Origin of the sequence: Rhizobium sp. C104, assembly GCF_022354505.1 — a bacterium.
GTDB classification, from domain to species: Bacteria; Pseudomonadota; Alphaproteobacteria; order Rhizobiales; family Rhizobiaceae; genus Rhizobium; species Rhizobium redzepovicii.
On the sequence record NZ_CP092352.1, the window covers coordinates 337,901 to 363,043 of the forward strand.

The 25,143-nt window shown below is 61.1% G+C and carries 19 protein-coding genes and 3 pseudogenes; 14 read left to right on the forward strand and 8 right to left on the reverse strand.

Annotated elements, in window-relative coordinates; all coding sequences use genetic code 11:
* Positions 1–14: 14 nt before the first annotated feature.
* From MF410_RS29675 to doeB, 10 genes and pseudogenes are all read left to right on the forward strand, one after another.
* A pseudogene (locus tag MF410_RS29675) lies at positions 15–1,436 on the forward strand (PLP-dependent aminotransferase family protein).
* 122 nt (positions 1,437–1,558) lie between these two features.
* The gene (gene ehuA / locus MF410_RS29680) at positions 1,559–2,344 is read left to right on the forward strand and encodes an ectoine/hydroxyectoine ABC transporter ATP-binding protein EhuA (RefSeq protein WP_012556276.1); all 786 of its coding nucleotides are present in this window, start codon (positions 1,559–1,561) and stop codon (positions 2,342–2,344) included.
* 58 nt (positions 2,345–2,402) lie between these two features.
* On the forward strand, positions 2,403–3,251 hold the full coding sequence (ehuB, locus tag MF410_RS29685) for an ectoine/hydroxyectoine ABC transporter substrate-binding protein EhuB (protein WP_097629395.1): 849 nt from the start codon (positions 2,403–2,405) through the stop codon (positions 3,249–3,251).
* A gap of 78 nt (positions 3,252–3,329) precedes the next feature.
* On the forward strand, positions 3,330–3,989 hold the full coding sequence (gene ehuC, locus MF410_RS29690) for an ectoine/hydroxyectoine ABC transporter permease subunit EhuC (RefSeq protein WP_097629396.1): 660 nt from the start codon (positions 3,330–3,332) through the stop codon (positions 3,987–3,989).
* Positions 3,990–3,993: 4 nt separating this feature from the next.
* Positions 3,994–4,653: an ectoine/hydroxyectoine ABC transporter permease subunit EhuD gene (gene ehuD / locus MF410_RS29695; protein WP_097629397.1), complete on the forward strand. Its 660-nt coding sequence runs from the start codon at positions 3,994–3,996 to the stop codon at positions 4,651–4,653.
* 1 nt (position 4,654) lies between these two features.
* On the forward strand, positions 4,655–5,434 hold the full coding sequence (eutA, locus tag MF410_RS29700; protein ID WP_097629398.1) for an ectoine utilization protein EutA: 780 nt from the start codon (positions 4,655–4,657) through the stop codon (positions 5,432–5,434).
* Positions 5,435–5,438: 4 nt separating this feature from the next.
* Complete coding sequence (eutB, locus tag MF410_RS29705) at positions 5,439–6,440, forward strand: hydroxyectoine utilization dehydratase EutB (protein WP_097629399.1); 1,002 nt, start codon at positions 5,439–5,441, stop codon at positions 6,438–6,440.
* Positions 6,437–7,429 (forward strand): ectoine utilization protein EutC, encoded by a 993-nt coding sequence (gene eutC, locus MF410_RS29710; protein ID WP_097629400.1) that lies wholly within the window; start codon positions 6,437–6,439, stop codon positions 7,427–7,429. Before eutB ends, eutC begins: the two co-directional genes overlap by 4 nt.
* A 24-nt stretch (positions 7,430–7,453) precedes the next feature.
* Positions 7,454–8,635: an ectoine hydrolase DoeA gene (gene doeA / locus MF410_RS29715; protein ID WP_097629401.1), complete on the forward strand. Its 1,182-nt coding sequence runs from the start codon at positions 7,454–7,456 to the stop codon at positions 8,633–8,635.
* A gap of 7 nt (positions 8,636–8,642) precedes the next feature.
* A complete protein-coding gene (gene doeB, locus MF410_RS29720; protein WP_097629402.1) occupies positions 8,643–9,650 on the forward strand; it encodes a N(2)-acetyl-L-2,4-diaminobutanoate deacetylase DoeB in 1,008 nt (335 codons plus the stop codon).
* A gap of 12 nt (positions 9,651–9,662) precedes the next feature.
* On the opposite strand, the gene MF410_RS29725 is transcribed toward doeB, so the two are convergent.
* The gene (locus MF410_RS29725) at positions 9,663–11,480 is read right to left on the reverse strand and encodes a methyl-accepting chemotaxis protein (RefSeq protein WP_097629403.1); all 1,818 of its coding nucleotides are present in this window, start codon (positions 11,478–11,480) and stop codon (positions 9,663–9,665) included.
* 261 nt (positions 11,481–11,741) lie between these two features.
* Here MF410_RS29725 and MF410_RS29730 point away from each other — a divergent pair.
* Positions 11,742–11,831 (forward strand): annotated as a pseudogene (locus MF410_RS29730) (plasmid stabilization protein); the annotation flags it as partial.
* Positions 11,832–11,876: 45 nt separating this feature from the next.
* Here MF410_RS29730 and MF410_RS29735 read toward each other — a convergent pair.
* The 7 genes and pseudogenes from MF410_RS29735 to MF410_RS29765 form a co-directional block, all read right to left on the reverse strand.
* On the reverse strand, positions 11,877–12,125 hold the full coding sequence (locus MF410_RS29735; RefSeq protein ID WP_097629455.1) for a hypothetical protein: 249 nt from the start codon (positions 12,123–12,125) through the stop codon (positions 11,877–11,879).
* A 241-nt stretch (positions 12,126–12,366) separates the two neighbouring features.
* A pseudogene (locus MF410_RS29740) lies at positions 12,367–13,436 on the reverse strand (DUF5666 domain-containing protein).
* Positions 13,433–14,296: a DUF6502 family protein gene (locus MF410_RS29745; protein ID WP_097629456.1), complete on the reverse strand. Its 864-nt coding sequence runs from the start codon at positions 14,294–14,296 to the stop codon at positions 13,433–13,435. The pseudogene MF410_RS29740 and the gene MF410_RS29745 overlap by 4 nt, the downstream one beginning before the upstream one ends.
* A gap of 568 nt (positions 14,297–14,864) precedes the next feature.
* Positions 14,865–15,911: a flagellar hook-associated family protein gene (locus MF410_RS29750; RefSeq protein WP_097629406.1), complete on the reverse strand. Its 1,047-nt coding sequence runs from the start codon at positions 15,909–15,911 to the stop codon at positions 14,865–14,867.
* A 2-nt stretch (positions 15,912–15,913) separates the two neighbouring features.
* Positions 15,914–17,374 (reverse strand): flagellar hook-associated protein FlgK, encoded by a 1,461-nt coding sequence (flgK, locus tag MF410_RS29755; RefSeq protein WP_097629407.1) that lies wholly within the window; start codon positions 17,372–17,374, stop codon positions 15,914–15,916.
* A gap of 13 nt (positions 17,375–17,387) precedes the next feature.
* Positions 17,388–18,680, reverse strand: coding sequence for a flagellar hook protein FlgE (locus MF410_RS29760; RefSeq protein ID WP_097629408.1), 1,293 nt, complete (start codon positions 18,678–18,680; stop codon positions 17,388–17,390).
* Positions 18,681–18,999: 319 nt separating this feature from the next.
* Complete coding sequence (locus MF410_RS29765) at positions 19,000–19,875, reverse strand: EF-hand domain-containing protein (RefSeq protein WP_097629409.1); 876 nt, start codon at positions 19,873–19,875, stop codon at positions 19,000–19,002.
* 165 nt (positions 19,876–20,040) lie between these two features.
* On the opposite strand from MF410_RS29765, the gene MF410_RS29770 reads away from it, so the two are divergent.
* The 3 genes from MF410_RS29770 (at position 20,041) to MF410_RS29780 (ending at position 25,013) form a co-directional block, all read left to right on the forward strand.
* Positions 20,041–20,688 (forward strand): TetR/AcrR family transcriptional regulator, encoded by a 648-nt coding sequence (locus tag MF410_RS29770; RefSeq protein ID WP_097629410.1) that lies wholly within the window; start codon positions 20,041–20,043, stop codon positions 20,686–20,688.
* A 207-nt stretch (positions 20,689–20,895) separates the two neighbouring features.
* On the forward strand, positions 20,896–23,079 hold the full coding sequence (locus MF410_RS29775) for a DUF1217 domain-containing protein (protein WP_097629411.1): 2,184 nt from the start codon (positions 20,896–20,898) through the stop codon (positions 23,077–23,079).
* Positions 23,080–23,237: 158 nt separating this feature from the next.
* The gene (locus tag MF410_RS29780) at positions 23,238–25,013 is read left to right on the forward strand and encodes a PAS domain-containing methyl-accepting chemotaxis protein (protein WP_097629412.1); all 1,776 of its coding nucleotides are present in this window, start codon (positions 23,238–23,240) and stop codon (positions 25,011–25,013) included.
* Positions 25,014–25,143 lie beyond the last annotated feature (130 nt).

Genomic DNA, 25,143 nt, shown 5'->3' on the forward strand with positions numbered 1-25,143 from the left:
AGCGCATTTTGGCATTGTCAATTGAACTGATTTTCAGCAGTGTAAAATCATGACAAAGTGGCGCCCCGATCCCTCGCAACTCCGCCGGCCGGCTTACCTCTCGCTTGCCGAGCAGATCGCCAACGCGATCACCGACGGCAAGCTCTCCGACGGGGCGCAATTGCCGCCGCATCGCAAGCTGGCGGACGATCTGCATCTTTCCGTGCAGACGGTCAGCCGTGCCTATGACGAACTCAGCCGCCGGGGGCTGATCTCCGGCGAGATCGGCCGCGGCAGCTTCGTCCAGACCAGGCCGCGCGAGCCGGAGCCGCCTTATCTGCCGGAACGGCTGGGCGAGGTGATCGATCTGTCGATCCTGAAGCCGGTCTGCGAGCAGATCCACCTGGAAAGGCTGCGCCAGGCCTTCGGCTGGCTTGCGGAAAACCTGCCCTCCAGTCTCCGCCTTGTCGTTCCGGCCGAACATGGTGTTTCCGCGCCACCGCACGGTCGCCACCGAATGGCTGGCGCGCTGCGGGCTCGACGTGTCGCCGCTGAATATTAGCGTGACGAATGGCGCGACCTCGGGCATGACGGTCGCGCTGATGAGCGTCGCGCCGCCCGGCTCGACCATTGCCACCGAAGCGGTCAGTCACCATACGCTGGTGCCGCTCTGCGGCTATCTCGGCCTGCATCTCGAGGGGCTGGCGATCGACGAGGAGGGCATGATCCCGGAGGCGCTTGATGAAGCCTGCCGCACGGGGCCGATCCGGGCAATCTTTCTGCAGCCCTCGGTGATCAACCCGATGGCGTCGCTGATGAGTGCCGAGCGTCGCCAGGCGCTTGCCGCCGTTGCCGCCAAGCATGACATCGCGATCATTGAAAACGATATTCTCGGTCCGATGGTTGAGAACCGGGCGCCGCCGATGGCCGCCTTTGCGCCGGAGCGGACGCTCTACGTCACGAGTTTCACGAAGATCACCGTTCCCGGCCTCAGGATCGGCTATCTCGTCGCACCCGACCGCTATGTCGCCGCCGTCGCCAACCGGCATCTCGTTTCCAGCTGGATGGCGACGCCTGCCATGGCCGAGATCGCCAGCCGCTGGGTCAGCGACGGCACGGCGATGGAGCTGGTCAACTGGCAACGCCGCGCCCTTGCGAGCCGCCACGCGATCGCAGCAGAGATGCTGGCCGGCCTCAGCTACCGGGCGCACCCGCAAAGCCTGCATGTCTGGCTGCCGCTCGCCGGCAACCATGCGGAAGATGGTTTCGTCTCGCAGGCGAGGCTGCGCGGCGTGGCGATCGCGCCCGGCAAATCGTTCCGCACCGCCGACCAGGGCTCGACGCCGGCCGTGCGCATTTCGCTCGGCTCGACGACCGAAAGCGAGTTGCGGACCGGGCTTGGGATCGTCGCTTCTTTGGCACAGGGAAATCCGGAAGAGCTGCTGCTGGCGATTTGATGGCGCTGCCCCTCCTTTGAGCATTCTCAGAATAATTGTCATGATATTATTTTACGAATTGACATGATTTTGATGGGCCGTCATCGTTAGGGTATTGCTTGTCTCAACAGGGAGAGACATGAATGCCTCAGCCCATCATCCGCATCGACAACATCGTCAAGAGATACGGCCCGCTGACCGTGCTCGACGGCCTGTCGATGAATGTCATGCCGGGTGAGAAGCTGGCGCTGATCGGGCCGTCTGGCTCCGGCAAGACGACGATCCTGCGCATTCTGATGACGCTGGAGACGATCAGCGGCGGCCATATCGAGGTTGACGGCGAACAACTCTACCATATGGCAGGCAGCAGCGGGCTGGTGCCGGCCGATGAACGGCACCTTCATCGCATGCGCGAAAAGATCGGCATGGTCTTCCAGCACTTCAATCTGTTTCCGCACAAATGCGTGCTCGACAATGTGACGCTGGCGCCGATGCTGACCAAGGGCATCAAACGTCCGCAGGCCGAAAAGCGGGCAATGGAGCTTCTCGATATGGTCGGCCTGGCCGACAAGGCGAAAAGCGTCCCGGCGCAGCTTTCCGGCGGACAGAAGCAGCGCGTCGCCATTGCCCGGGCGCTGGCGCTGTCGCCGAAGATCATGCTGTTCGACGAAGTGACCTCGGCGCTCGACCCGGAACTGGTCGAAGAGGTGCTGAACGTCATGCGCCGGCTGGCCTCCGAGACCGATATGACGATGCTTCTCGTCACGCATGAAATGGGCTTCGCCCATGACTTCGCCGACCGCGTGCTGTTCTTCGATCGAGGCAAGATCGTCGAGGAAGGCAAGCCGGGCGATATCTTCAGAAATCCGACGCAGGAGAGGACGCAGACCTTCCTGCGCAAGATCATAGCGGCTGGGCACCGCGTCTGACCTCAGACATTGCCCGCAAAGAACAAAACTCAAAGGAAAGCCAGAGGAGTTGGGAACCATGAAAGCAGGATATGTTTTGAGCGCCGTCAGCCTGTCGGTGCTTCTGGCCGCGGCCGCCGGCCCGGCTTCCGCCGCCGATGACAAGCTCGAGCAACTGAAGGAGCAGGGTTTTGCCCGCATCGCCATCGCCAACGAGCCGCCGTTCACAGCCGTCGGTGCCGACGGCAAGGTGTCCGGTGCCGCGCCCGATGTGGCGCGCGTAATCTTCGAAAAGCTCGGCGTCAAGGAAGTGGTCGCCTCGATTTCGGAATATGGCGCGATGATCCCCGGTCTGCAGGCCGGCCGCCACGACGCGATCACCGCCGGCCTGTTCATGAAGCCGGAGCGTTGCAATGCCGTCGCCTATTCCGAACCGATCCTCTGCGACGCCGAAGCCTTCGCTCTCAAGAAAGGCAATCCGCTGAAGCTGACGAGCTACAAGGATATCGCCGACAATCCCGATGCCAAGATCGGCGCACCGGGCGGCGGCACCGAGGAGAAGCTGGCGCTCGAGGCCGGCGTGCCGCGTGACCGCGTCATCGTCGTTCCTGATGGCCAGAGCGGCATCAAGATGCTGCAGGACGGCCGCATCGACGTCTATTCGCTGCCGGTCCTGTCGATCCACGACCTAATGGCCAAGGCGAAGGACCCCAATCTCGAAACCGTCGCCCCGGTGGTCAATGCACCGGTCTATTGCGATGGCGCCGCCTTCCGCAAGCAGGATGTCGCGCTACGCGATGCCTTCGACGTCGAGCTGAAGAAACTGAAGGAATCGGGCGAATTCGCCAGGATCATCGAGCCCTATGGCTTCTCGGCCAAGGCGGCGATGTCGACCAGCCGCGACAAGCTCTGCGCCGCAGCCAAGTAACCTGATGAGAACGGCCGGCCATGCGTCCTTCCATGGCCGGTTTGCCCTTCGCACGATCTCCAGAGAAGTGAGTTGCCGATGTCGGTATGGTCCGGCTATCTGACACTGATCCTTGAGGGCGCCCTGGTCACGCTTCAGTTGACGGTCATGGGGTCCGCACTGGCGCTGGTGATGGCCTTCCTGGCGGGGCTCGGTCGCCTGTCGCGCTTCTTTGCCGTCAGGGCTCTGGCGACCGCCTATATCGAGTTCTTCCGCGGCACCTCGATTTTCGTCCAGCTCTTCTGGGTCTATTTCGTGCTGCCTTTTGCCGGCTTGACCCTGACGCCGCTGCAGGCGGGTGTCCTGGCGCTCGGCCTGAATGTCGGCGCCTATGCGGCGGAAGTGGTGCGCGGCGCGGTCAAGGCCGTCGGGCGCGAACAGTCGGAAGCCTGTGTTGCGCTCAATCTGTCGCGCTACCAGCGCATGCGCCACGTCATCCTGCCGCAGGCGCTGCCGCTGATGCTGCCGACCTTCTGCAACAATGCGATCGAGCTTTTGAAGGGCACGGCCGTCGTGTCGCTGATCTCGCTGACGGATATGACCTTCCAGGCGCAGGTGGTGCGTGCGCAGACCGGCAATACGCTGGTGCCCTTCGCAACGATCCTCATCCTCTACTTTCTCATGGCCTTGGCGATTTCGGCGGCGATGCGCTGGCTGGAGCGGCGCATCGCCCGCAGCCTCGACGGCATAAGGAGCTGATCGGATGGAATGGGATTGGGACTTCGTGTGGCAGATCATGCCGACCCTTCTCGAAGGGTTCAAGATCACCATTCTCGCGACCATCCTCGGCGCTGCCGTCGCCATGGCCGCGGGCCTTGGCCTTGCCATTGCGCGGCGGTCGCCGGTCGCCGCCATTTCGAGAACGGTCGGCTTCGTCTCGGAATTCATCCGCGGCACGCCGCTGCTGGTGCAGCTCTACTTCATCTTCTACGTGTTGCCTGATATCGGCATCCGACTGTCGCCGCTCACCGCCGGCGTCATCGGCATGGGCATTCACTATGCGACCTATACTGCCGAGGTCTATCGCGCCGGCATCGAGAATGTGCCGCGCGGACAGTGGGAAGCCGCCAAGGCCACCAATCTGACGACGCGCCAGGCCTGGATCCACGTCGTCCTGCCGCAGGCGATTCCGCCGATGATCCCGGCGCTCGCCAATTATTTCATCGCCATGTTCAAGGAGACGCCGCTGCTTTCGGCGATCACCGTGCTTGAACTGATGAACCAGGCAAAGAGCATCGCCAACAGCAATTACCGCTACATCGAGCCGATGACGCTGGTCGGGGTTTTCTTCCTCATCATCAGCCTGATCTCGGTCGTGGGTTTGCGCTGGCTCGAGGAACGTTACGCCAGGATGGATGATTGATATGACCGCAGCAATCGAGATCACTCCCGTCGGCCGGCTGCCGCGGCTGGACGACCGGCCGCTCGAAAAGCGCATCGGCCTGATCATCCTGGCGACCGACCACACGACGGAAGTCGATTTCCGGCGAATGGTCGCCAGCGACCGCATCGGCGTCTATGTCAGTCGCATCCGCTATGCCAATCCGGTCACACCGGAAAACCTCTTGAAGATGCAGCCGTCGCTGACGGAAGGTGCTGCGCTGATCCTGCCGGATGAGACGCTGGATGCGGTCATGTATTCCTGCACCTCCGCTTCGGTCGTCATTGGCGACCGCAATATCGAGGCGGCGATCAATGCGGCCAAGCCGGGTGCTTCAGTGGTGACGCCGACGGCGGCGGCCGTGAAGGGCCTCCGGGCGCTCGGCGCCCGCCGGATTTCGGTGCTGACGCCTTATACGATCGAAACCAGCCGGCCAATGGCGGATTATTTCGTCGATCTCGGCTTTACGATCGACCGTTTCACCTGTCTCGGCCTGAGTGATGATCGCGAGATGGCGCGGATTGCGCCGGATGACATCGCAGCCTTCGCACGCCAGGCGCTGGCGCCGCAATCCGATGCATTGTTCATCTCCTGCACGGCTCTGCGCGCCGCCGAGGTCGCCGCCCGCATCGAAGCCGAGACCGGCAAGCCCGTGGTCACCAGCAATCTCGCAACCGCCTGGGCCTGCATGAGGCTTTGCGGCGATGACCGGGCGCGGCCCGAATTCGGGCAATTGATGACCAAGCCCTACGGGAAAGGCTGAGATCATGGCGAGCACCTTGCCCGTTTCGCTGGAGGGTATTCGCGCGGCGGCGCGGCGGATCTCCGGCCGGGTTATCGAAACACCGATGATGCAGTCGCCATCGCTTGGCGACTTCGCCGGTGTACCTGTCCATCTCAAGCTCGAACATCATCAGACGACCGGCAGCTTCAAGCTGCGTGGCGCGACCAATGCGGTACTCTCCTTGTCGCCGGCGGAACGTTCGCGCGGCGTCGTCGCCGCCTCGACCGGAAATCACGGCCGTGCGCTTGCCTATGCGGCGAAAGCTGAAGGTGCCGTCGCAACCATCTGCATGTCGCAGCTGGTGCCGGAGAACAAGATTTCGGAAATCCGCCGCCTCGGCGCCGATATCCGCATCGTCGGATTGTCGCAGGACGAGGCGCAGTTAGAGGTCGACCGGTTGGTTGGCGAGGAGGGGCTGGTGATGGTCCCGCCCTTCGACCATCCGGCTGTCGTGGCCGGGCAGGGGACGCTGGGGCTCGAGATTATCGACGCTTTGCCGGAAGCAGCCACGGTTCTGGTGCCTCTCTCCGGCGGCGGTCTTGCGGCGGGTGTTGCCGCCGCGATCAAGGGTGTCAGCCCGAAGACGAAGGTGATCGGCCTGACGATGGAACGGGGTGCGGCGATGAAGGCGAGCCTCGACGCCGGCAGGCCGGTGCAGGTCGAGGAAAGGCCGAGCCTTGCCGACTCGCTCGGCGGCGGCATCGGCCTCGACAATCGCGTATCCTTCGCCATGTGCCGCGCGCTTCTCGACGACGTCATCCTGCTGGCGGAGGCGGAAATCGCCGCCGGCATGCGCCACGCCTATTCCTGCGAGCGGGAGATCGTCGAAGGCGCGGGTGCGGTCGGCATCGCCGCCCTGCTTGCGGGAAAGATCCGCTCCGGCGGTCCTGTGGTTGCGATCTTGTCCGGGCGGAATGTCGACATGGAACAGCACCGACGGGTAATCAACGGTGAGGCGGCGATGTTCGGGGAGGATGGGTCGTGAGCCGGATGATCATTCTGACGGAAGCGGAGCTCAGGAAAATCATCGGCCTTGACCTGGATGCGGTAACCTGCGTCGAGCAGGCCTTTGCAGCGCTTGCGACCAAGGCCGTCGCCATGCCGCCGATCCTGCGACTCGACATTCCGGAACATCGCGGCGAAGTCGATGTGAAGACGGCCTATATCCCGGGGATCGAAAGCTTCGCGATCAAGATCAGCCCCGGCTTCTTCGACAATCCCAAGATTGGGCTGCCGAGCACCAACGGCATGATGGTGCTGTTGTCGAGCCGGACCGGGCTGGTACAGGCACTGCTCTTGGACAATGGTTATCTCACCGACATACGCACCGCGGCGGCCGGCGCGGTCGCGGCCAAATGTCTGTCGCGTGAAAATGCATCCATGGCCGCCGTCTTCGGGGCGGGCATGCAGGCGCGGCTGCAGCTTGAAGCCTTGACGCTGGCGCGGCCGATCCGCGAAGCCCGAATATGGGCGCGTGATGCCGCAAAAGCCGAGAGCGCCGCAGCGGAACTGACCGCAAGGCTCGGCTTTCCCGTCACCGCGATATCGGATCCAAGGCGCGCAATCTCCGGCGCCGATATCGTCGTGACCACCACACCCTCGGAAGCGCCGATCATTCAGGCCGGGTGGCTGGAACCCGGACAGCATCTGACGGCCATGGGCTCGGATGCGGAGCACAAGAACGAGATCGATCCGGCCGTCATCGCCGACGCCGGCCTCTATGTCGCCGACAGCCTGATGCAGACGCGGCGTCTCGGCGAGTTGCATCACGCAATCGGCGCCGGCCTAGTCGCGCCCGATGCCGTCTTCGCCGAACTCGGCCAGATCGTCGCCGGCAGGGTGCAGGGACGGACCAGCGACGACCAGATCACCTTCGCCGACCTCACCGGAACCGGCATCCAGGATACCGCCATCGCCACCCTCGCTTTTGCCCGCGCCGGCGCGGCGAAGGCTGGGACCGCATTCGAAAGCTGACCGACGGAAAAGAAGGGAAGAAACATGACCCAGCCCAATCTGAAGTTTTCGCTCGGCGAATATGCCGCGCGGCTGGAAAAGACACGGCGCGCCATGGAGGCGAAGGGCGTCGACCTGCTTGTTGTCAGCGACCCGTCGAACATGGCCTGGCTGACCGGCTATGACGGCTGGTCCTTCTACGTGCACCAGGCGGTGATCGTTCCGCCTGAGGGCGAGCCGATCTGGTTTGGCCGCGGGCAGGATGCCAACGGCGCCAAGTTCACCACCTATCTGAAGCACGATAACATCGTCGGCTATCCCGATCACTACGTGCAGTCGACCGAGCGCCATCCGATGGATTACCTCTCCGGCATCCTGACCGAGCGCGGCTCTAGCAAGCTGACGATAGGCGTCGAGATGGACAATTACTGGTTCTCGGCAGCCGCCTTCGCCGCGCTGCAGAAACATCTGCCGAACGCGCGCTTCGTCGACGCGACCGCGCTGGTCAACTGGCAGCGGGCGGTCAAAAGCGAGACCGAAATCAAATATATGCGCAATGCCGCCCGCATCGTCGAGGCGATGCATGCCCGCATCTTCGACAAAATCGAAGTTGGCATGCGTAAGTGCGATCTGGTCGCGGAAATCTATGATGCCGGCACCCGTGGCGTCGATGGCATCGGCGGCGATTATCCGGCGATCGTGCCTTTGCTGCCATCCGGCGTCGAGGCATCCGCACCGCATCTGACCTGGGACGACCGGCCGCTGAAAAAGGGCGAAGGCACCTTCTTCGAGATTGCCGGCTGCTACAACCGCTATCACCTGCCGCTGTCGCGCACCGTTTTCCTCGGCAAGCCGACGCAGGCTTTTCTCGATGCCGAAAAAGCAACGCTCGAAGGCATGGAGGCCGGTCTTGCCGTCGCCAAGCCCGGCAACACCTGCGAGGACATCGCCAACGCCTTCTTCGCGGTGCTGAAGAAATACGGCATCGTCAAGGATAACCGCACCGGTTACCCGATCGGTCTGTCTTATCCGCCGGACTGGGGCGAGCGCACCATGAGCCTGCGGCCGGGCGACCGGACGGAGCTGAAGCCCGGCATGACTTTCCATTTCATGACCGGCCTCTGGCTCGACGACATGGGCTTCGAGACGACCGAGAGCATCCTGATCACCGAAAGCGGCGTCGAATGCTTCGCCGATGTGCCGCGCAGGCTGATGGTCAAGGATTGAGGCTGTCATGACAGAGATTGGCTTGCGGCCGTCGCCGATCAGCGCGACGGTGGATTTCACCGCCGAGGGCGTCCAGCACGGGTTCCTGAGGCTGCCTTACAGCCGCGACGATTCCGCCTGGGGTTCCGTGATGATCCCGATAACGGTCGTCAGGAACGGCAAAGGGCCGACGGCGCTGCTGACCGGCGGCAATCACGGCGACGAGTATGAGGGACCGATCGCGCTTTTCGACCTTGCCCGCTCGCTGAAGGCCGAGGCGGTGCGCGGCGCCGTCATTATCGTGCCGGCGATGAATTATCCGGCGTTCCTTGCGGGAACCCGGACTTCGCCGATCGACAGGGGCAACATGAACCGCAGCTTTCCGGGCCGTCCGGACGGCACGGTGACGCAGAAGATCGCCGACTATTTCCAGCGTGTGCTCCTGCCGATGGCCGATCTGGTTCTCGATTTTCATTCCGGCGGCAAGACGCTCGATTTTCTCCCGTTCTGTGCGGCCCATATCCTGCCGAACAAACAGCAAGAGGTGCAGGCGTTCGAATATGTGACGGCCTTTGCCGCGCCCTATTCGATGAAGATGCTGGAGATCGATGCGGTCGGCATGTACGACACTGCCGCCGAGGAGATGGGCAAGGTCTTCATCACCACGGAACTCGGCGGCGGCGGGACGGCTACGGCCAAGAGTGCGGCGATTGCCAAGCGCGGCACCATGAACGTGCTGCGCCACGCCGGGATCGTTGCGGGCGCCGCCGATATCGGTCCGACGGCCTGGCTCGACATGCCGGACGGCCGGTGTTTTTCCTTCGCTGAGGAGGGCGGGTTGATCGAGCCCGTCATCGATCTCGGTGAAGCCGTCGGTAAGGATGCTGTCATCGCTCGCATCTATCCGACAGGGCGGACCGGAGTGGCCCCCCACGAGGTCCGCGCCGGCATGGATGGCATCCTCTGCGCCCGGCATTTTCCCGGACTGGTCAAATCAGGCGATTGCGTCGCCGTGGTCGCGATCGTCACCGGCTGAAGAGGCCGGCAATCAAGCCGCTTGACGCGGCCTTGACATGCTCGCTGCCGCGTCGATCTGAAAGCGCCTGACGACGCCTTCCAATGTCTGCGTTTGGGTGCCGAGCGCGCGGCAGGCCGAAGCGGTTTCGACGGCCATCGTCGCGTTGTGTTGCGTCACTTGGTCGAGAGCATTGACGGAGGCATTGATCTCGCGGATCGCCACCGCCTGCTCGGAGGATACGGACACGATCCGGGCGATGAGCGCGGCAACCTGCTCGACCTGTCCTTCGATTTCCTGAAGTGCCTTGCCGGTGCGGTTGACAAGCTCCACCCCGTTGGAAACCTGCGAGGACGATGTGGAAATCAGAGCCCTGATCTCCTTGGCGGCGTTGGCCGAGCGCATGGCAAGTTCCCGCACCTCCTGCGCCACGACGGCAAAACCCTTGCCGGCTTCGCCTGCGCGAGCCGCCTCAACCCCCGCATTCAGCGCCAGGAGATTGGTCTGGAAGGCGATTTCATCGATGACGTTGACGATGTCGCCGATCTGCGAGGACGAGCCCTCGATCCGTTCCATGGCGGCGATCGCTTCGCGGACGACGGCCGCCGAATGTTCGGCGCTGTTGCGGGTCTCGGCCATCATGCCGGTCGCCTTGCCGGCATGATCGGAGGCGTCTTTCGCCTTGGCGTTCATCTCACCGAGCGCGGCGGTGGCCTCTTCGAGCATCGCGGCTTGCTGTTCCGTGCGCGATGCGAGGCTCTCGGTTGCACCGGTAATGTCGGCCGAGGCGCTATCCACTTGTTTGGAGGTCTGGGCGATCTCGGCCATCGAGGCACAAAGCGCATCCATGCTGTCGTTGAACTTGGCGCGCAAAGTCTCGTAAGTGGCGGCAAAGGGTGTGGCGATCCGGCAATCGAGATTGCCGTGCGATAGCTGGTCCAAGCCGTGGGTCAGTTGAGCGATCACCGTTTCGCGGACCTGCTCTTCGGCGGACTTTTCGGCCATCTGGCTGCGTTCGCGTTCAAATTCCGCATCGCGAAGCGCCGTCTCGCGCTTTTGCGCGTCCTGCCGCTCGAGCGCGTTGCGGCGGAAAACCGCCACGGCCTTCGACATGGCGCCGATCTCGTCGGAACGGCTGGCATAGGGAACCTCGGTCGAAAAATCGCCGTCAGCGAGGTTGCCCATATAGGCTTTCATGCCGTCGAGCGGCACGATGGCCCGGCGGCGCAGGAGATAGAGCCCGACCAGCAGCAAAGCGAAGGATCCGAAGCCAGCGCCACCAGCATAGATCGTCCAGGTGACGATTTCCGAGGCGGCATTGCGCTCCTCGCCCTTCAGGAAGGCATCGGAATTGGCGACAAGTTTTTCGACAGCGTCCTGGTGCGAATGGAAGGCGACGCGTAATTGCTCGATCGCACCATGCGCCTTGTCCTCGTCTTTGGCGGTCAGCGCCGGAATGATCTCGCGGTTCATCACGTCCCAGAATTTGTCGCCTTTGGCGATGACATCGTTTTCAAGCTCGTCCTTCAACGCCTGCGGTAGCTGGGTGGTTTTCCAATAGGCGCGGCGGTCGTCGTAAGCGGCCTTGAGATTGGCGATCTTGGCAAGATTGGTGTCGGTGAGCTCGGGAAACTTGCTGGCCTCGAAGGACAACATGTAGGATTCGACCACAAACAGCGGCGGCGGCAGAATATCGGCGATCAAATCCTTGCCGTAGACGACCTGCTCGTAAACCGGGCCGTTGACCTTCAGCCGTTCGAGGGCCGATTGCTGTAACCCGATCGACATGAAAAGACCTGCTGAAACGGCGACACCAAATGCCACCAGGCTACGGGCAATAGTAAAAGCCAAAGGACCGTCTCCAAATAATTTTTGGCTTCTCGCTCGCGAGATGCCTGATCTACGTACCCCATTATTTCGCGCGAACGCTGAAATATGGTTAATTCTTCTGGAGATTAGAAGTTGACTGGCCTGTATGGGACAGTAACAGGCGTCCAAAATTGGGGGGATCAGAGACTACGGCTATTTTGGCAGCAACATCTTCGTCCCGCTGACGGGAATAATGAGCGTTATGTTCATCGAAGAGGAGATCAATATGACTGAACTTCGGCTGCCGTACGAAGTGTAAAGGCACGTGATCTTGCACGGCTTGCCCGCCGCGAAAATCGCTCGGTCGCCGAGATTGTCGAGTGGGCTCTTGAACATTGTGGGATATGTCAGGCCGAGCGTACCAGGCGGTGAAGGTAGTTAGGCCAATCGCATCAGCGTATTATTGAGGTCGCCGATCTCGCGCAGCAGCTCGACCAATCTATCCGTATCGTCCTGGCTGAGCCGGCCCGTTTCGCCGCTGTTCTTCCAAAGATTTTGGAATTCCTGGCTCATCTCACGCGCGCTCTGCATGATTTCGATGATTTGCGTGCGGTTTTCCCAGGTCGCGACGACGGTCGGCTCGTCCATCTCGATCGAAATATCCGGTTCGCGTTCCAGCAAAAGCAATTTCTGATTCCTCTTGTGCAATGACGATCTCGTTCGGACGGCGCCATCGAGCGGTGGGCCATCGCCGCACGCGTGCACGCGGTTTGTCTTAATAAGCATTTTGAAATCAAGCGATTGGCTAGCGGGCGTGGGGCGAACCCGTTAGCCAATCGGCAAACCCGTCCTGGAATCACCCAATGCGGATTCGCAAGGGCAATAAAATGGGAAAATTTCCCATATGTCAATATGGGTGACTGCGTTTTCAGTGCGGACCCGGATCCGGGGGCGGCGACCCCGGAGGTGGCTCGCCAGCGCCGGGTGGCGGGCCTCGCCTGTCCGGAGCGGGAAAATCTCCGCCGGGCCCGCCTCTGCCGAAAGGCGCGTGATCGGGCCGCGGTCCATCCCCAGGGCCGTGTGGCGGGCGGGAACCAAAGCCATCGGGACCCATTCCGGGAAAGCCGGTCATTCTGCTCGAATCGCGGACGCCGATATCGACGAAGCCATGACCATCGGCAGAGAGCCGCATCGAGCCGGACGGTGCGCCCCAAGTCCGGAACCCGCCTCGCCTCTGTCCGTTGGCCGGAACGTCTCGATATTGACGGTGCCGCGTTTGAGGCCCGGCACCACGGGTTCGGTCTGAACGCGGGTAATCACCAATCGGTCGGCGACCGCCTTGAGACGCACGAGCGTTTGTTTGCCGGCGAGGTAGCCATGCGTGCTTCCAAGCGACAGGCCGCCGATCAGGACGCGGTTGCCGCTCTTGACGGGAACGCCGCGGAGATGGGCGCCGTCGGACACGGAGCGGGGCTCGATACGCCGGGCAATGATCGTGCCGTCTGGTTTGCGGATGCCGAACACGGCGACCCGTTTGCCTTTCCGCAAGCCCTTCGTCGCTAAACCCGATGTGTCGACGGTTTGCGAAAGTATCCTTATCCCGGTCTTATCGATCCGGTCGATACGGCCCTGAACCTCGCTGACGATCGTAATGCGGGCCGCGCGCTTTCCGGTCAGCAGCACCCGGGCGACATGGCCGACTTTCATCGCGCTCGCGGGTACGCGTCGCCCGTCGATCTCGACCGGCGTCGTCGCGCTGAACGGTATGTGGATATTGTTGACGATGATGCTGCCGAAACCCTGGATGGTCCCGACAATACCGGTTCCGCCGATCCCATGATCTTCGTTCTCGCCGCCTCCCTGGATGGCAAGACCGGACCCGCCGATTCGGTGATCGCTGGTGCCTGTCGGCTGCGCGGCGGCAAGTTCCGGCCGCAGGACCTGAAGCGCGATGCCGCCCAGCAGAAACTGTCTTCTCGAGATCGCCGACGGGCTCATTCGTCGATCTCCTGATTGGAGGCGGTTTCTGCCGCAGGATCCGTTTCGCGTTCCTCGGTCATGATATAGAGCCCCGCGATCCAGCGGCTGCTGCCGCCGGGATCGTCCTTGATCGCCTGATGGGCGATCTTGTTGAGCTTCAGGAGCAGCGTCATACTTTCCTGGCGCGCAAGCTCGTCGAGCCGGGCCGCCAGCGCGGGCGACATGCCGTCATAGTGAACGGCGCGTTCGAAATAGGGAGGAGGCTCGTTCATCAAGTTCATGACCGACGCCTGCACATGATCACGAAGGTTACGGGTGAAATAATGCCGGCGAGCGTCGTCCCCGGCATTCGGGACGATCGATGAGAGGTCGAGCTGGACCCGGCCGTCCTCATCAAGAACGACGATGCCTCGGTCCAGCCATTCGTCCAGGATGGAGCGCGGGTGGACGTCTTTGGTGATGTCGCTCACCAGGCTCTCGAATGACGGACTGCCGTCGCTTGATGTTCGGGGCAGGGCGCTCGGCCTGTCCTCGGCGTCGCAATAGAGCGGGTCGGCAAGCCAGCGCGCAAGGATGCGGCTCGTCTGTGAAACGCCGACGGTGAGGAATGAGGGGTCGAGCGCCAGTCCGCGTAGCCGGTTGACGTCCTTGCGGTGGATGCCTGTCAGGAGCGAGATGCGGCTATCCGTCTGCTGCTTGTTCGGCAGCGCGAATTCCTTCTCCGCCACTTCGATGTAAAGGCGGCGAAGCACGGTGGTAAAGGCGGTGAAGTTAAAACCGGAAGCGAGAGCGAGTTTGACCAGCGGGCGCAGGACGCGGATCAGCATGGCCTGCGAGGTCTCTTCGGAGAATGGCAGCTTCGCGCGCGGCTTTGACATCGACAACACACTTGGTCCCTGAAAGACCGTTGCCGAAAGACCTTCGGAAGCAGCCTCGGTCTCCTTTAAGGCAAGGTCCACCCTGCCGCAACGCACAGGCGACATGCAAGCCCAACCTATGCCATGCTCCCTGGCGACGCGGGCCGGATTACAACACCTTCCGGAGGGTATTTTACATAGTCTATCAATGCCTTGTGTTTTCCGACTCGGGGAAAGCAAGGCGCCCTGACGCCAGTCGATCAATCGGTCGATCCGAGCAATCTTGTGGAAAACCTCGAAGACGTCGAATGACGAGCCTTTCTCGATATACGACGCCAGGAGCTCGCAAAGCTCGAATATTTCAGGCGGCGTGCCCGTCATCTCGACGCCGTCATCGGTGAAAATCCCCGATCGCGGCCAGGCCTGGGCCTGTTGTTCGTCGAGTTTGTTTCCGACGAAAGGGATCGTGTTGATGATGCCGGAGGCAAGCGCGAAGGCCGCCTCCGCCACGATTTCGGAGCAGCTCGAGTTAGGCTCTCTGGTTAAGGCCGGCATTTGCAACCGTTTGAATTCCCGCATGTTCAATCCGTCAGAGATAGTTGACCAGGCTCAGGCCCTGGAGTTTCGAGACGAGCGTGTAGGCCGTTTCCAGCTGCGTCTGCAGCTGGTTGACGAGCGTCGACGCCTCGTAGGCATCCACGCCCTGGAGATCGACGAGCTTTCCCTGGAGCAGGCTTGACTGGGCATCGAGGGCGTCATTTGCCTTTTCGAGCCGCTCCTGCGAGAGGCCGAGCTGGCTTTGCTGTGTGACGATGCCCGATGTCGCCTGCGCCGCATAACCGATCGACTTCGTCGCGACGGTGCTCTGCGCATCGGAGCTCAGATCCTGGCCGAAGAGGGCGGAGACGACGACGGAGGCAAGCGCCAGATAGCGCATGCCTTCGGAATTGGCGTTGGTGGACGAGGTGATGGTTTCCGAGCCGCTGATACGGCTCGTCATGTCGGTGCTGGAGGCAGTCGACCAACCTGTGGAAGCGTCCGTCCAGCCGCTTTCGGAAAACATCGGCTCGACCGTGTCGATGATGAATGTGCCGATTTCCTCTCCGGTCAGCTCGTTGACGTCTTTTCCAAGACCGGTTGCATAGTCGCCGAGCGCCGTGACGATCGCATCCGAAACCGTGGAGGACTGATCGGTCAGCGGCTGGCTGTCGAGGTTGGTTCCGCCAAACAGGAACTCGCCGTTGACTGAGGTATTTGCCGTCGAGATCAGCTGCGAAATCGTGGAGGCTGCGGTCTGCAGGGCAACGGCGATGCTGGTCGTATCCTGGCTCGCCTGGAGCGCGGTCAGGTTCGAGACCAGGCTGTCGCCGGCATCCTTGAGGCTGGAAAGGGCGGTCTGCGATGCGTCCATGCGCAGTTCGACGACGGCGTTGCTCGTCTGGAATGAGGCGGCCTGGTCGATAGCACTGGTGAGGTTGATCGTTCTTGCGGTGCCGGCGCCAAGCGATACGCCGATATCGGCGTAGGTTCCGGTCGTCGCTTCCGTCGAGGCCTGCTGCAGCTTGCTCTGGGACTGGCTGATGGTCAGCCGCAGGACGTTCTGCATCGCAGATGATGAGACAAAAGAGGCTTTCATAACTAGCTCGCTATGTCGAGGAGCGACTTGAACATCTCGTCGATGACGTTCAGGATCTTCGTCGCCGCCTTGTAGGATTGTTCGATATCGAGAAGGAGCGTCAGCTCCTCGTCGAGGTTGACGCCGGCTTCGTTGGAATAGGCCTCGTCGGAGCGCGACAGCGCGGCAGTCGTGTTTTCGGAGGCCGACGTCGCATCGCTGCGATATTGTTCCAACCAGCCGATGGAGGAGCTGGCGTAATCCATCAGGCTTTGCGTGGTGGAAAGACCGGCGTCCGAGGAGAACGAGCGCTGTTCCGTCAACGCCGTATAGAGGGCGTCGAGATTGTCCGAGAAACCGCTGTCTCCCGAGCTGTTGAGATCGGTGATGCCGCTGATCGTTCCGTCGCGCAGCTTCGTGGCATCACCGCCCTCGCTGGTAACGACGGCAAGATTGACCGAGATCGACGACGCGATGCCGGTGATATCGTCGGAATCCGACGGTGTTCCCCCTGATGTCCCCGACGCGGTGGTCCAGACGAAAAGTCCGGGCGCGCTGGTGCTGCCGTCGGTTTCCGAGAAGGCCTGAACGAGCGACTTGGCGATCTCGTCGAGTTGGGCCTGGAATGTCGGTGCGATGTCGTCGCGAAGCTGCAGCAGCGCCTGCAGGCTGCCCGAGGCGCTGGTCGTCGATCCCTCGCCGGCGTCGAGCGCAACGCCGTCGATATAGACCGAATTGCCCTCCGTTCCGGCCACATAGGTTGTCGTCGGCACGTATGTGACGGTGCGCGGTACGGTCTCGAACAGCACGGTGCCGTCGGAGGTGTAGAGCGCCATGTCGTTGTTGTCGCGCACGGCCGTGGTGACGCCGACGATCGAGGAGATCTGCTTCAACAGCTTTTCTCGTTCGTCGAGCGCCGAGGAGGTATCGGCGCCGGTCGCCGTCGCCAGCTTGACGGCATTGTTGGCCGTCTCGAACTGCGACAACAGCGTATTCAGCGAGGAGACCTGCGTGGCGATCTCCGCATCGGCATCGGCTCGGATCGACTGGACGCCGTCGCTTGCGGTATTCAGCGAATTGGCAAGATCCTGCGCGGCGGTGACGGCCGATTGCGCCGCGGTCGTGCTGCTCGGCGATGTGGCGAAGGTCTGCAGCGCCTGCTGAAATGCCGAGAGGTATGTGCTCGGCGAGGTCTCGTAGTCGTGGCCGCCCATCAGCGACTTCAAGCTTTCGAGGCCGGTCACCAGCGTCTGCTGGGCGCTGTCCTTGGAGTTCGATTGCAGATATTGCGCCAGCAGCGCAGTTTCCTGCGCTCGGCTGATGCTGACGACCTGGGCGCCGGAGAGAGACGTCGTGATCGACGCCTCCCGTCTCACATAGTCGGAATTTCCGACATTGGCGATGTTGGTCGAGACGACGCTGCTCTGCTGGCCCGTATTGTTGAAAATACTTTGGACGCTGTTCAAGGCGGAGGTGAGCGACATTCAGCTGCTCCCTCTATCGCTTCAGGTTGACGAGGACATCCATGATATCGGAGCCGGTTTGAAACACCTTCGAATTGGCGGTATAGCTGCGCTGTGCCTCGATCATCTCCGTCAGTTCGCCAGCGAGATCGACGTTCGAGCTCTCGAGGGCGCCGGACTGGATGGAGCCGAGCCCGTTTGTCTGCGGAAAGCCGGTGACGGTAACGCCCGACTGGCCGTTGGCGCTGTAGACGTTGCCGCTGAGCAGCGTCAGATTGTCGCGGCTGGCGACCGTCGCAAGCGGGATCTGATAGAGAGCCTTGGTCGCCCCGTTCGCATAGGAAACCGACACCACCCCGTCCGTGCCGATGGATACCGAACTCACCGCACTTGCGGCCTGACCGTCGGCCGAGCCCGTCGCCGAGAAGTCGGAGGCGAGCTGGGTAAAGTCCGAATAATCCATGGTGATCGTCTGTGCGGTGACCGCATCGACGATATCGGTATCGGTCGCAGAGGTCAGCTGACCGTCGGCGTCGAAGGAGAGTGTCGCAACGCTGACGGCGTCGGAGGAGTAAGGGAAGGACGTCGTGCCGCCGGTGGTGGCATCGGCATTGCGGTAAACTGCTACCTCCCAGGTGCTTCCGGTGACCGCGCCGGCGGAATCCGTCGTGACACCCGTCTTGGTGAAATAGTAGTCGTACTGGACGGTGCCGCCGAGGCTGTCATAGGCAACCAGCGACATCTTCTGCGTATCGTCGGTGACATCGGACGTGTTGGCGCTCGGCAGCGTTGTCGTGTCGGTGACGACGGTTGCCTCGGAATTCAGGTTGCCGCTGAAATAGGCGCTGGTCGAAGCAACCGCGCTCAATCCCGATTGGGACACGTTGACCGGCACCAGCCCATCGAAGCCGTTGACAACAACCGCAGGCACACCTGAATCATAGGAATATCCCATGAGGGTAAATCCGGCGCCGTTGACCAGGTTGCCGTCGCTGTCGACGGAGAAGTCGCCGGCCCGGGTGAGGACCGGCGTGCCGTCGGCGCTTTGCACGATGAAGAAGCCATCTCCTGATATCGCCAGGTCATAATCCGAGGTCGTATAGGAAATGTCGCCCTGTTGAGAAATCGCCTGGCGCACGGATGTCTGGACGCCGCCGGAATTGTAATTGCCTGAGGACGACGGCAGCACCAGCGACGAGAAGGATGTGGAGACGGCTTTGTAGCCGACCGTGTTTGCGTTGGCGATATTGTCGGAAACCGTGCTCAGCCGGTTTGCCTGGGCGCTCATGCCGGAGACGGCGGTTTTCATGCTTCCAAAAATGCTCATGGCTCAATCCTTTAAGGTTTGGGAACATGCCATGTGACGAGAGGCCTCCAGGCCCGAATAACGGGCGCACGACATCGCTGGCGCCGGGCAAAGCCCACACCGGTGGATGATCTGATTGTCTGGATTGACCCCGTAATGGCGATAGGCGCTGCGGCTCATCCGCGCGCTGGTGCGGTGCGCCTGTCACGGTGCACCATGTGAATACTTCGATAGTTCAGCGGCCCGGCTGAAAGCTCTGCCGGCTCGATTGCCGGGCCGCTGTCAGACCGCCGCATTGCAGCTTCTCCAGCGACTGCGACGCGACGCTCCTTGTCGGCTGTCAGCTCGTGGTGCTTGCGGACAATGAACCGCTGCCCGATGTGTCGAGAAGATCGAATAGCTGGCTCGCCTGGCTTTCGGTGACGTCGTCCGGCCTGCCAACCATGAACTCGTCCAATGATACGAGCCCGTCTCCATCGGTATCGAGATCGGACAGCAGGGATGCGGTCTGCTCATCGTCAGCGGGCGGCGGCGGTGGCGGTCCCTCGGGGCGTTGCGACGACTGAGCGGACATCGCCTCGGTCAATGCATCGACCGACAGCGAGCCGGCGCTTTCGCTGTCGAAGCTGTCGAACAGCGTGCCTGCCTGATCCTCGCTCACGTCGGACGGCCGGCCTGCGACGAATTCCGCCTTGCTCACCAGCCCGTCTCCATCTGTATCGAGATCGGAGAGCAGCGATGAAAGCTCGTCATCGCCTTCGGGCGGCGGCGGTGGCCCGCCGGCTCGCCCCGATCTCTGGGCGGACATGGCCTCGGTGAGCGCATCGACCGACAGCGAGCCGGAATCTTCGCTGTCGAAGCTGTCGAACAGCGTGCCCGCCTGATCCTCGGTCACGTCGGATGGCCTGGCTGCGACGAACTCGGCCTTGCTCACATAGCCGTCGCCATCGGTGTCGAGCTGCGCAACATCCATGCCTTCGTCGCCGTCCTGCTCCCCGCTGGAGCCGGACTGTCCGCTAAGGCCGTTCATCGTCAGCGACATCAGCTGGGACATGAGTTTTTCGACGCTGTTGGTCGAGTCTTCGCCGAGCTGCTGGCTTGTGGTTGATTTTTTTGCCGAAACCGTATTACAGGATAGGAGGTCCTGGGATGCGGATGTCGAGTTCTTGCTATAGGAATAGGAAGAAATCGATGTTGCGGCAGAAATGGTCGTCATAAGCGCTCCATCGCTAAAGAGGGTGGGGATGCAACGCATTACAGAACTGATTAGTTCTCTAAATCGAAATTACTAATGCCACAACCGAAAAACTCATCCCTCAGAAATCGCAGTCCGCTTTTCCGGGCCGTCGGCGTGCGCTTCGGTAAAGCGGTTTAGATCGTCATGGATGGTGTTGACGAGCCCGCAGATGAGCCGCGCAAGCGAGGCCGGCCGAAAGTCTCCAGCGATGAGGACAAGCGGACGCATATCGTCGAAATCGCCCGCCGTGTTTTTGTAAAATACGGCTATGCCGGAAGCACCACCGCGGTGGTGGCCACCGAGGCAGGTGTCTCGAAACAGACGCTCTACAAGCTGTTTCAGAGCAAGGAAGAGCTGTTTGCCGCCGTGGTGGGCGCCCATCGGCGCCTGATGCTCGACCTGCCGAGGCCCGCGGAAGACCTTCCGATCGCCGAAAGCCTCGAACATATCTTCATGATCGACATGGATGAGGAGAAGGATGCGGACCGCGCCGGTTTTCTGCAGCTCGTCTTTCGCGAAGCGGCGCAGTTTCCAGAGCTTATCGACATTCTGCAGCACGAAGGCATGCTTGCCAGCCGTCAACACCTCGCCGACTGGTTGAGCGATCGTCGGGCGGAAGGCAGATTGACCCTTGATGATCCGGCGAGCGGAGCCCGGATGCTGATGGACATGATCTTCGGCGGTATGGGCCCGCCGGAAGGGCGCGCCCAAGCCTGGCCCGACCGGGCCGGACTGCTCGCCCATCTTCGCCGCTGCATCGCAATCTTCGCCGCCGGCGTCGGGGCTTCGTAGACCCGAAAGGCGATGCTTCGACTTTTGTCTTTCAATTCCCTATTGAATTAATTATAGAACTATATAGTTCTCTTAAATTGATTCGGCCACATGGATGTGGCTGCGCATCGCCATGACCGGCGACGACATCCCAGCAGGATCGAAATTTCACCGCGGCTGCCGGCAGGCTTTCGCGCGCGCTGCCGCGCCCATGAAAAGGGACAAGCATTGGTTTCCACCTACGTAAGCTATCTCGCAGTCGCGCGTAATCTCAACGCCAGCCTCTCGAGCGTGGCGTCCCAGGGCACGGTTGCCCGCGACAGCGCCTATTACAAGGAAAACATCGGCAAGGTCACGACGGTCGACGAGTTCATGGGCGATTACAAGCTCTACTCCTATGCCATGAAGGCCTACGGGCTCGACGACATGACCTATGCCAAGGCCTTCATGAAGAAGGTGCTGGAAAGCGATCTCAGCGATTCATCGAGCTTCGCCAACAGTTTGAGCGACGGCCGCTATGCCGAGTTCGCCGCCGCCTTCAAATTCGGCGGAGAGACGAAGACGGCGCAATCTGATGTGCAACGGGACACTCTGCTCGATGCTTATGAGGAGTCCTTCGACACCGAGGCGGAAGACATTGCCGACGAGACGGATTATTTCGAAGAGAATATCTCGTCGATCACGTCGGTCGATGATTTCCTCTCGAGTTCGAGACTGAAGAATTATGCGCTGACCGCTTTCGGTCTCAGCACCGATTACACCTCCAGCAGTTTCCTGAAGCAGGTTTTGACGAGCGACCTCGACGATTCCGACAGCTTCGTCAATCAGCTCGGCGACGACGTCTATGTCAGCCTGGCGAAGGCCTTCAACTTCAACGAGGACGGCTCGACCGACGGCGACGTGATGTCGGAAGATCAGATCTCGCTGGTGACGAGCGGTTATGCGGTGGCTTCCTCGACCATTGCCTCTTCGGACACCGGAGAGGCTTATGACACTTATTTCGCGGCGGAAATTGGAAACATCACCTCCGTCGATCAGTTGATGAGCGACGACAAGCTGGTCGGCTATCTCAGGATCGCCTACGGGCTGACCGACGACGAATCCGACACTTTCATTTCCGCGGCGCTTAAAAGCGCCGATATTGCCGACGCGATCGGCCTGTCGGATCTGCACGACGCCTTCAATTTCGATGAGGACGGCGCGCTTGCCGATGGCGACACCGCCCAGACGTCGGAACAGACCGCCACGACCACGGCAGCCTTCGATGAAAATTATCAGGTGCTGATCGCCAATACCGACACGGAAGATGCCGTCGACAACTACACGACGCGCATCGCCAGCGTCACCTCGATCGATGATTTCCTCGTGTCAAATGCCGATGATGACGATGACGACAATGACGATCTCCCGGAAATGTGGGAAATGGCGTTGCGCGCCTTCGACATCGATCCGGACAGCGTTTCGAGAAGCCAGGTGCGGAAAATTCTCGAAAGCGATCCCACGGATTCCAAAAGCTATGTCAACAGCCTAGACGACGACCGGTTCGTCGCCTTTCGCAAAGCATTCAACTTCGACAGCGATGGCGACGTCACCGTTCCCTTGCAGGCCATGTCGGAATCCGTCGTCGACGACTATGCCGCCTATTATAAACAGAACAAGATCCGCTACCTCGACGGGGACGAACTGACCGAGGCGACCGACGCGGCGGATGACGAGATCAGCTATTTCCGTGAGCAGATGGCGACGATCACGACGGCGAGCGAATTTCTGGCCGATGATCGCCTGGTTAGTTTTGCGCTCGAGGCAAAGGGGCTCGACCCGGACGATGTCACGTCGGACCAATTGGAGAAGATGTTTTCTTCCGATCTCGACGACGAAGATAGTTACGTCAACAAGCTGGACGACAGTCGCTTTGCCGAGCTCGTCGGCTCGTTCAATTTCGATCAGGACGGCAATATTTCCGCCGATCCCACAGGGACGGTGCAACAGCGCGGCGACGTGCTGGAAACGATCGACTCCTATGTCAGGCTGACGCTCGAAGACGACCAGGGTGACAGCAACACCGGCGTGCGCCTGGCGCTCTATTTCCAGCGCAAGGCGCCGGAGATATCGAGCGCCTATGGCATTCTGGGCGACAGCGCGCTCTTCGAGTTTTTTACCACGACCTTCAACCTGTCCAGTTATGTCTCGAATATGGACGTCGACAAGCAAGCCGAGATGGTCGACAACTTCATCGACATCAAGGATCTGGCAGATCCTGACAAAGTCGACGATTTGATCAAACGCTTCACCGCCATGTATGATGTCGCCAACGGCACGGGTACCACGTCGACAGCACTTTCGATCCTGAACGGCTCAGCAACGATCAGCGCAGACACGCTGCTTGCGATGGCGCAATTGAAAACCGGCTGAGTGATTTTGGCCTCGCTCATGATGAGCGCAACATCCATTTCAGAACGAAAGCAGACCGCTAAACCTTATATTAATCATTAAATCCCCATTAATAGGCATAGGCAAATATTCGTGACGTGTCCGAATTGACTGCGATGAAATCTGTGGGGGATTTGTGAGTGAGCATTCTTGATCGTGGTGCAAATGCTATCGCTGCTCTCGCTGCTCTATCCAACTCGCAAGCCATGATCGAGTTCGACATGTCGGGCATGATCCTCACCGCGAACGAAAATTTCTGCAGGGCGCTCGGCTACGAATTGCGGGAGATCGCTGGACAACATCACCGCATGTTCGTCGAACCCGCCTATGCATCCTCGGCGGAATACAAGGCCTTCTGGACGAAGCTGTCAGCCGGGAAATTCGAGCAGCAGCAATATAAGCGGCTCGGAAAAGGTGGCCGCGAGGTCTGGATCGAAGCATCCTACAATCCCGTGTTCCGGCGCGGGAGACCGGTCAAGGTCATCAAGATCGCAACCGATATCACCGCGCAGAAGCTGAAATCCGCCGAGGATGCGGGTAAGATCGACGCCTTGTCGCGGGCTCAGGCGATCATCGAATTCACGCCGGGCGGCGAAGTGCTTGGTGCCAACGACAATTTCCTTGCCGCCCTCGGCTATTCGCTTGCCGAAATCCAGGGCAAACATCATTCGATGTTCTGCGAAGCTGACTATTCGAAGTCGGAAGCTTACAAGGACTTCTGGCGAAAGCTTGCGAGCGGCCAGTTGATTGCCGACGAATTCATGCGGGTGGGGAAGGGTGGACGCAAAGTCTACATCCAGGCGTCCTACAATCCGATCTTCGACCTGAACGGCAAAGTGTTCAAAGTCGTCAAGTTCGCAACCGACGTTACGGCTCGCGTCGAGAATGTCGAACAACTTGCTTACTGCCTGACAAACTTTGCCGACGGCGACCTGTCGCAGACGATCGCGAAGCCTTTCATTCCTTCGCTGGAGCGGCTGCGCACCGATTTCAACAGCGCCTCGGAGAAGCTGAAGGACGCCATGGTAACGGTGGCCGAAAATGCCAAGGCGATTTCGGCCGGTTCCAACGAAATTCGCACCGCGGCCGACGACCTGGCCAAGCGCACCGAGCAGCAAGCCGCATCCGTCGAAGAAACAGCGGCCGCTCTTGAGGAAATCACCACCACGGTCAAGGATTCGAGCCGTCGCGCCGAGGAGGCCGGTCATCTGGTGGCGCGTACCAGGGATCATGCGGAGCATTCCGGCCAGGTGGTGCGGGATGCCATCGGAGCGATGGATCAGATCGAAACCTCGTCGCACGAAATTTCCAACATCATCGGCGTTATCGATGAGATTGCCTTCCAGACGAACCTTTTGGCGCTCAATGCCGGCGTAGAGGCGGCGCGGGCAGGGGAGGCCGGCAAGGGGTTTGCGGTCGTCGCCCAGGAAGTGCGCGAACTGGCGCAGCGCTCGGCGAAGGCCGCGAAAGAGATCAAGAGCCTGATTACGGCGTCCGGTTCCCACGTCGCAAACGGCGTCGCCCTGGTGACGAACGCCGGATCGGCGCTGCGGGAAATCGCCACTCAGGTTCACGAAATCAATACCAACGTCACGGCGATCGTCGAGGCGGCGCGCGAGCAATCGACGGCGCTCGGTGGCATCAGCCAGGCCATCAACACTGTCGACCAGGGAACGCAGCAGAATGCCGCAATGGTCGAGGAGCAGACTGCTGCAAGCCATGGCCTTGCACGGGAGGCTGCCGCACTCTTCAAGCTCCTTGCGCAGTTCCGTTTCGAAGACGGGCCGAAAACACGGTCTTCGTCGTCGCAGGCGGGGCGTCATCCTTCGATGCCGTCGGCTTTAAAAGTTGTCCGCACGGCCTCGGTTCATGGAACGGCGGCTGCCGCGCTGAAGTCCGATTGGGAAGAATTCTGATTTAGTTCAAATCAAAGCGACAGCGTTGCTTGCACGCCTAAAGGCGCGGCACCGTAGGTCTGAGGGCAGCTCCGCAGGGTCTCGGTGCCGCGCGGCGCCTCGGGTTCGAGTAGAGCGTGGCACCCCACTG

Bases quoted from the DNA above. Each gene is read 5' to 3' on its own strand.
- flgK (WP_097629407.1), bottom strand. From the start codon at position 17,374: ATGTCGCTCACCTCCGCCTTGAACAGCGTCCAAAGTATTTTCAACAAT.
- MF410_RS29770 (WP_097629410.1), top strand. From the start codon at position 20,041: ATGGATGGTGTTGACGAGCCCGCAGATGAGCCGCGCAAGCGAGGCCGG.
- doeB (WP_097629402.1), top strand. From the start codon at position 8,643: ATGACAGAGATTGGCTTGCGGCCGTCGCCGATCAGCGCGACGGTGGAT.
- ehuC (WP_097629396.1), top strand. From the start codon at position 3,330: ATGTCGGTATGGTCCGGCTATCTGACACTGATCCTTGAGGGCGCCCTG.
- MF410_RS29760 (WP_097629408.1), bottom strand. From the start codon at position 18,680: ATGAGCATTTTTGGAAGCATGAAAACCGCCGTCTCCGGCATGAGCGCC.
- eutA (WP_097629398.1), top strand. From the start codon at position 4,655: ATGACCGCAGCAATCGAGATCACTCCCGTCGGCCGGCTGCCGCGGCTG.
- MF410_RS29745 (WP_097629456.1), bottom strand. From the start codon at position 14,296: ATGTCAAAGCCGCGCGCGAAGCTGCCATTCTCCGAAGAGACCTCGCAG.
- MF410_RS29750 (WP_097629406.1), bottom strand. From the start codon at position 15,911: ATGAAAGCCTCTTTTGTCTCATCATCTGCGATGCAGAACGTCCTGCGG.
- ehuD (WP_097629397.1), top strand. From the start codon at position 3,994: ATGGAATGGGATTGGGACTTCGTGTGGCAGATCATGCCGACCCTTCTC.
- MF410_RS29765 (WP_097629409.1), bottom strand. From the start codon at position 19,875: ATGACGACCATTTCTGCCGCAACATCGATTTCTTCCTATTCCTATAGC.
- doeA (WP_097629401.1), top strand. From the start codon at position 7,454: ATGACCCAGCCCAATCTGAAGTTTTCGCTCGGCGAATATGCCGCGCGG.
- ehuA (WP_012556276.1), top strand. From the start codon at position 1,559: ATGCCTCAGCCCATCATCCGCATCGACAACATCGTCAAGAGATACGGC.
- eutB (WP_097629399.1), top strand. From the start codon at position 5,439: ATGGCGAGCACCTTGCCCGTTTCGCTGGAGGGTATTCGCGCGGCGGCG.
- ehuB (WP_097629395.1), top strand. From the start codon at position 2,403: ATGAAAGCAGGATATGTTTTGAGCGCCGTCAGCCTGTCGGTGCTTCTG.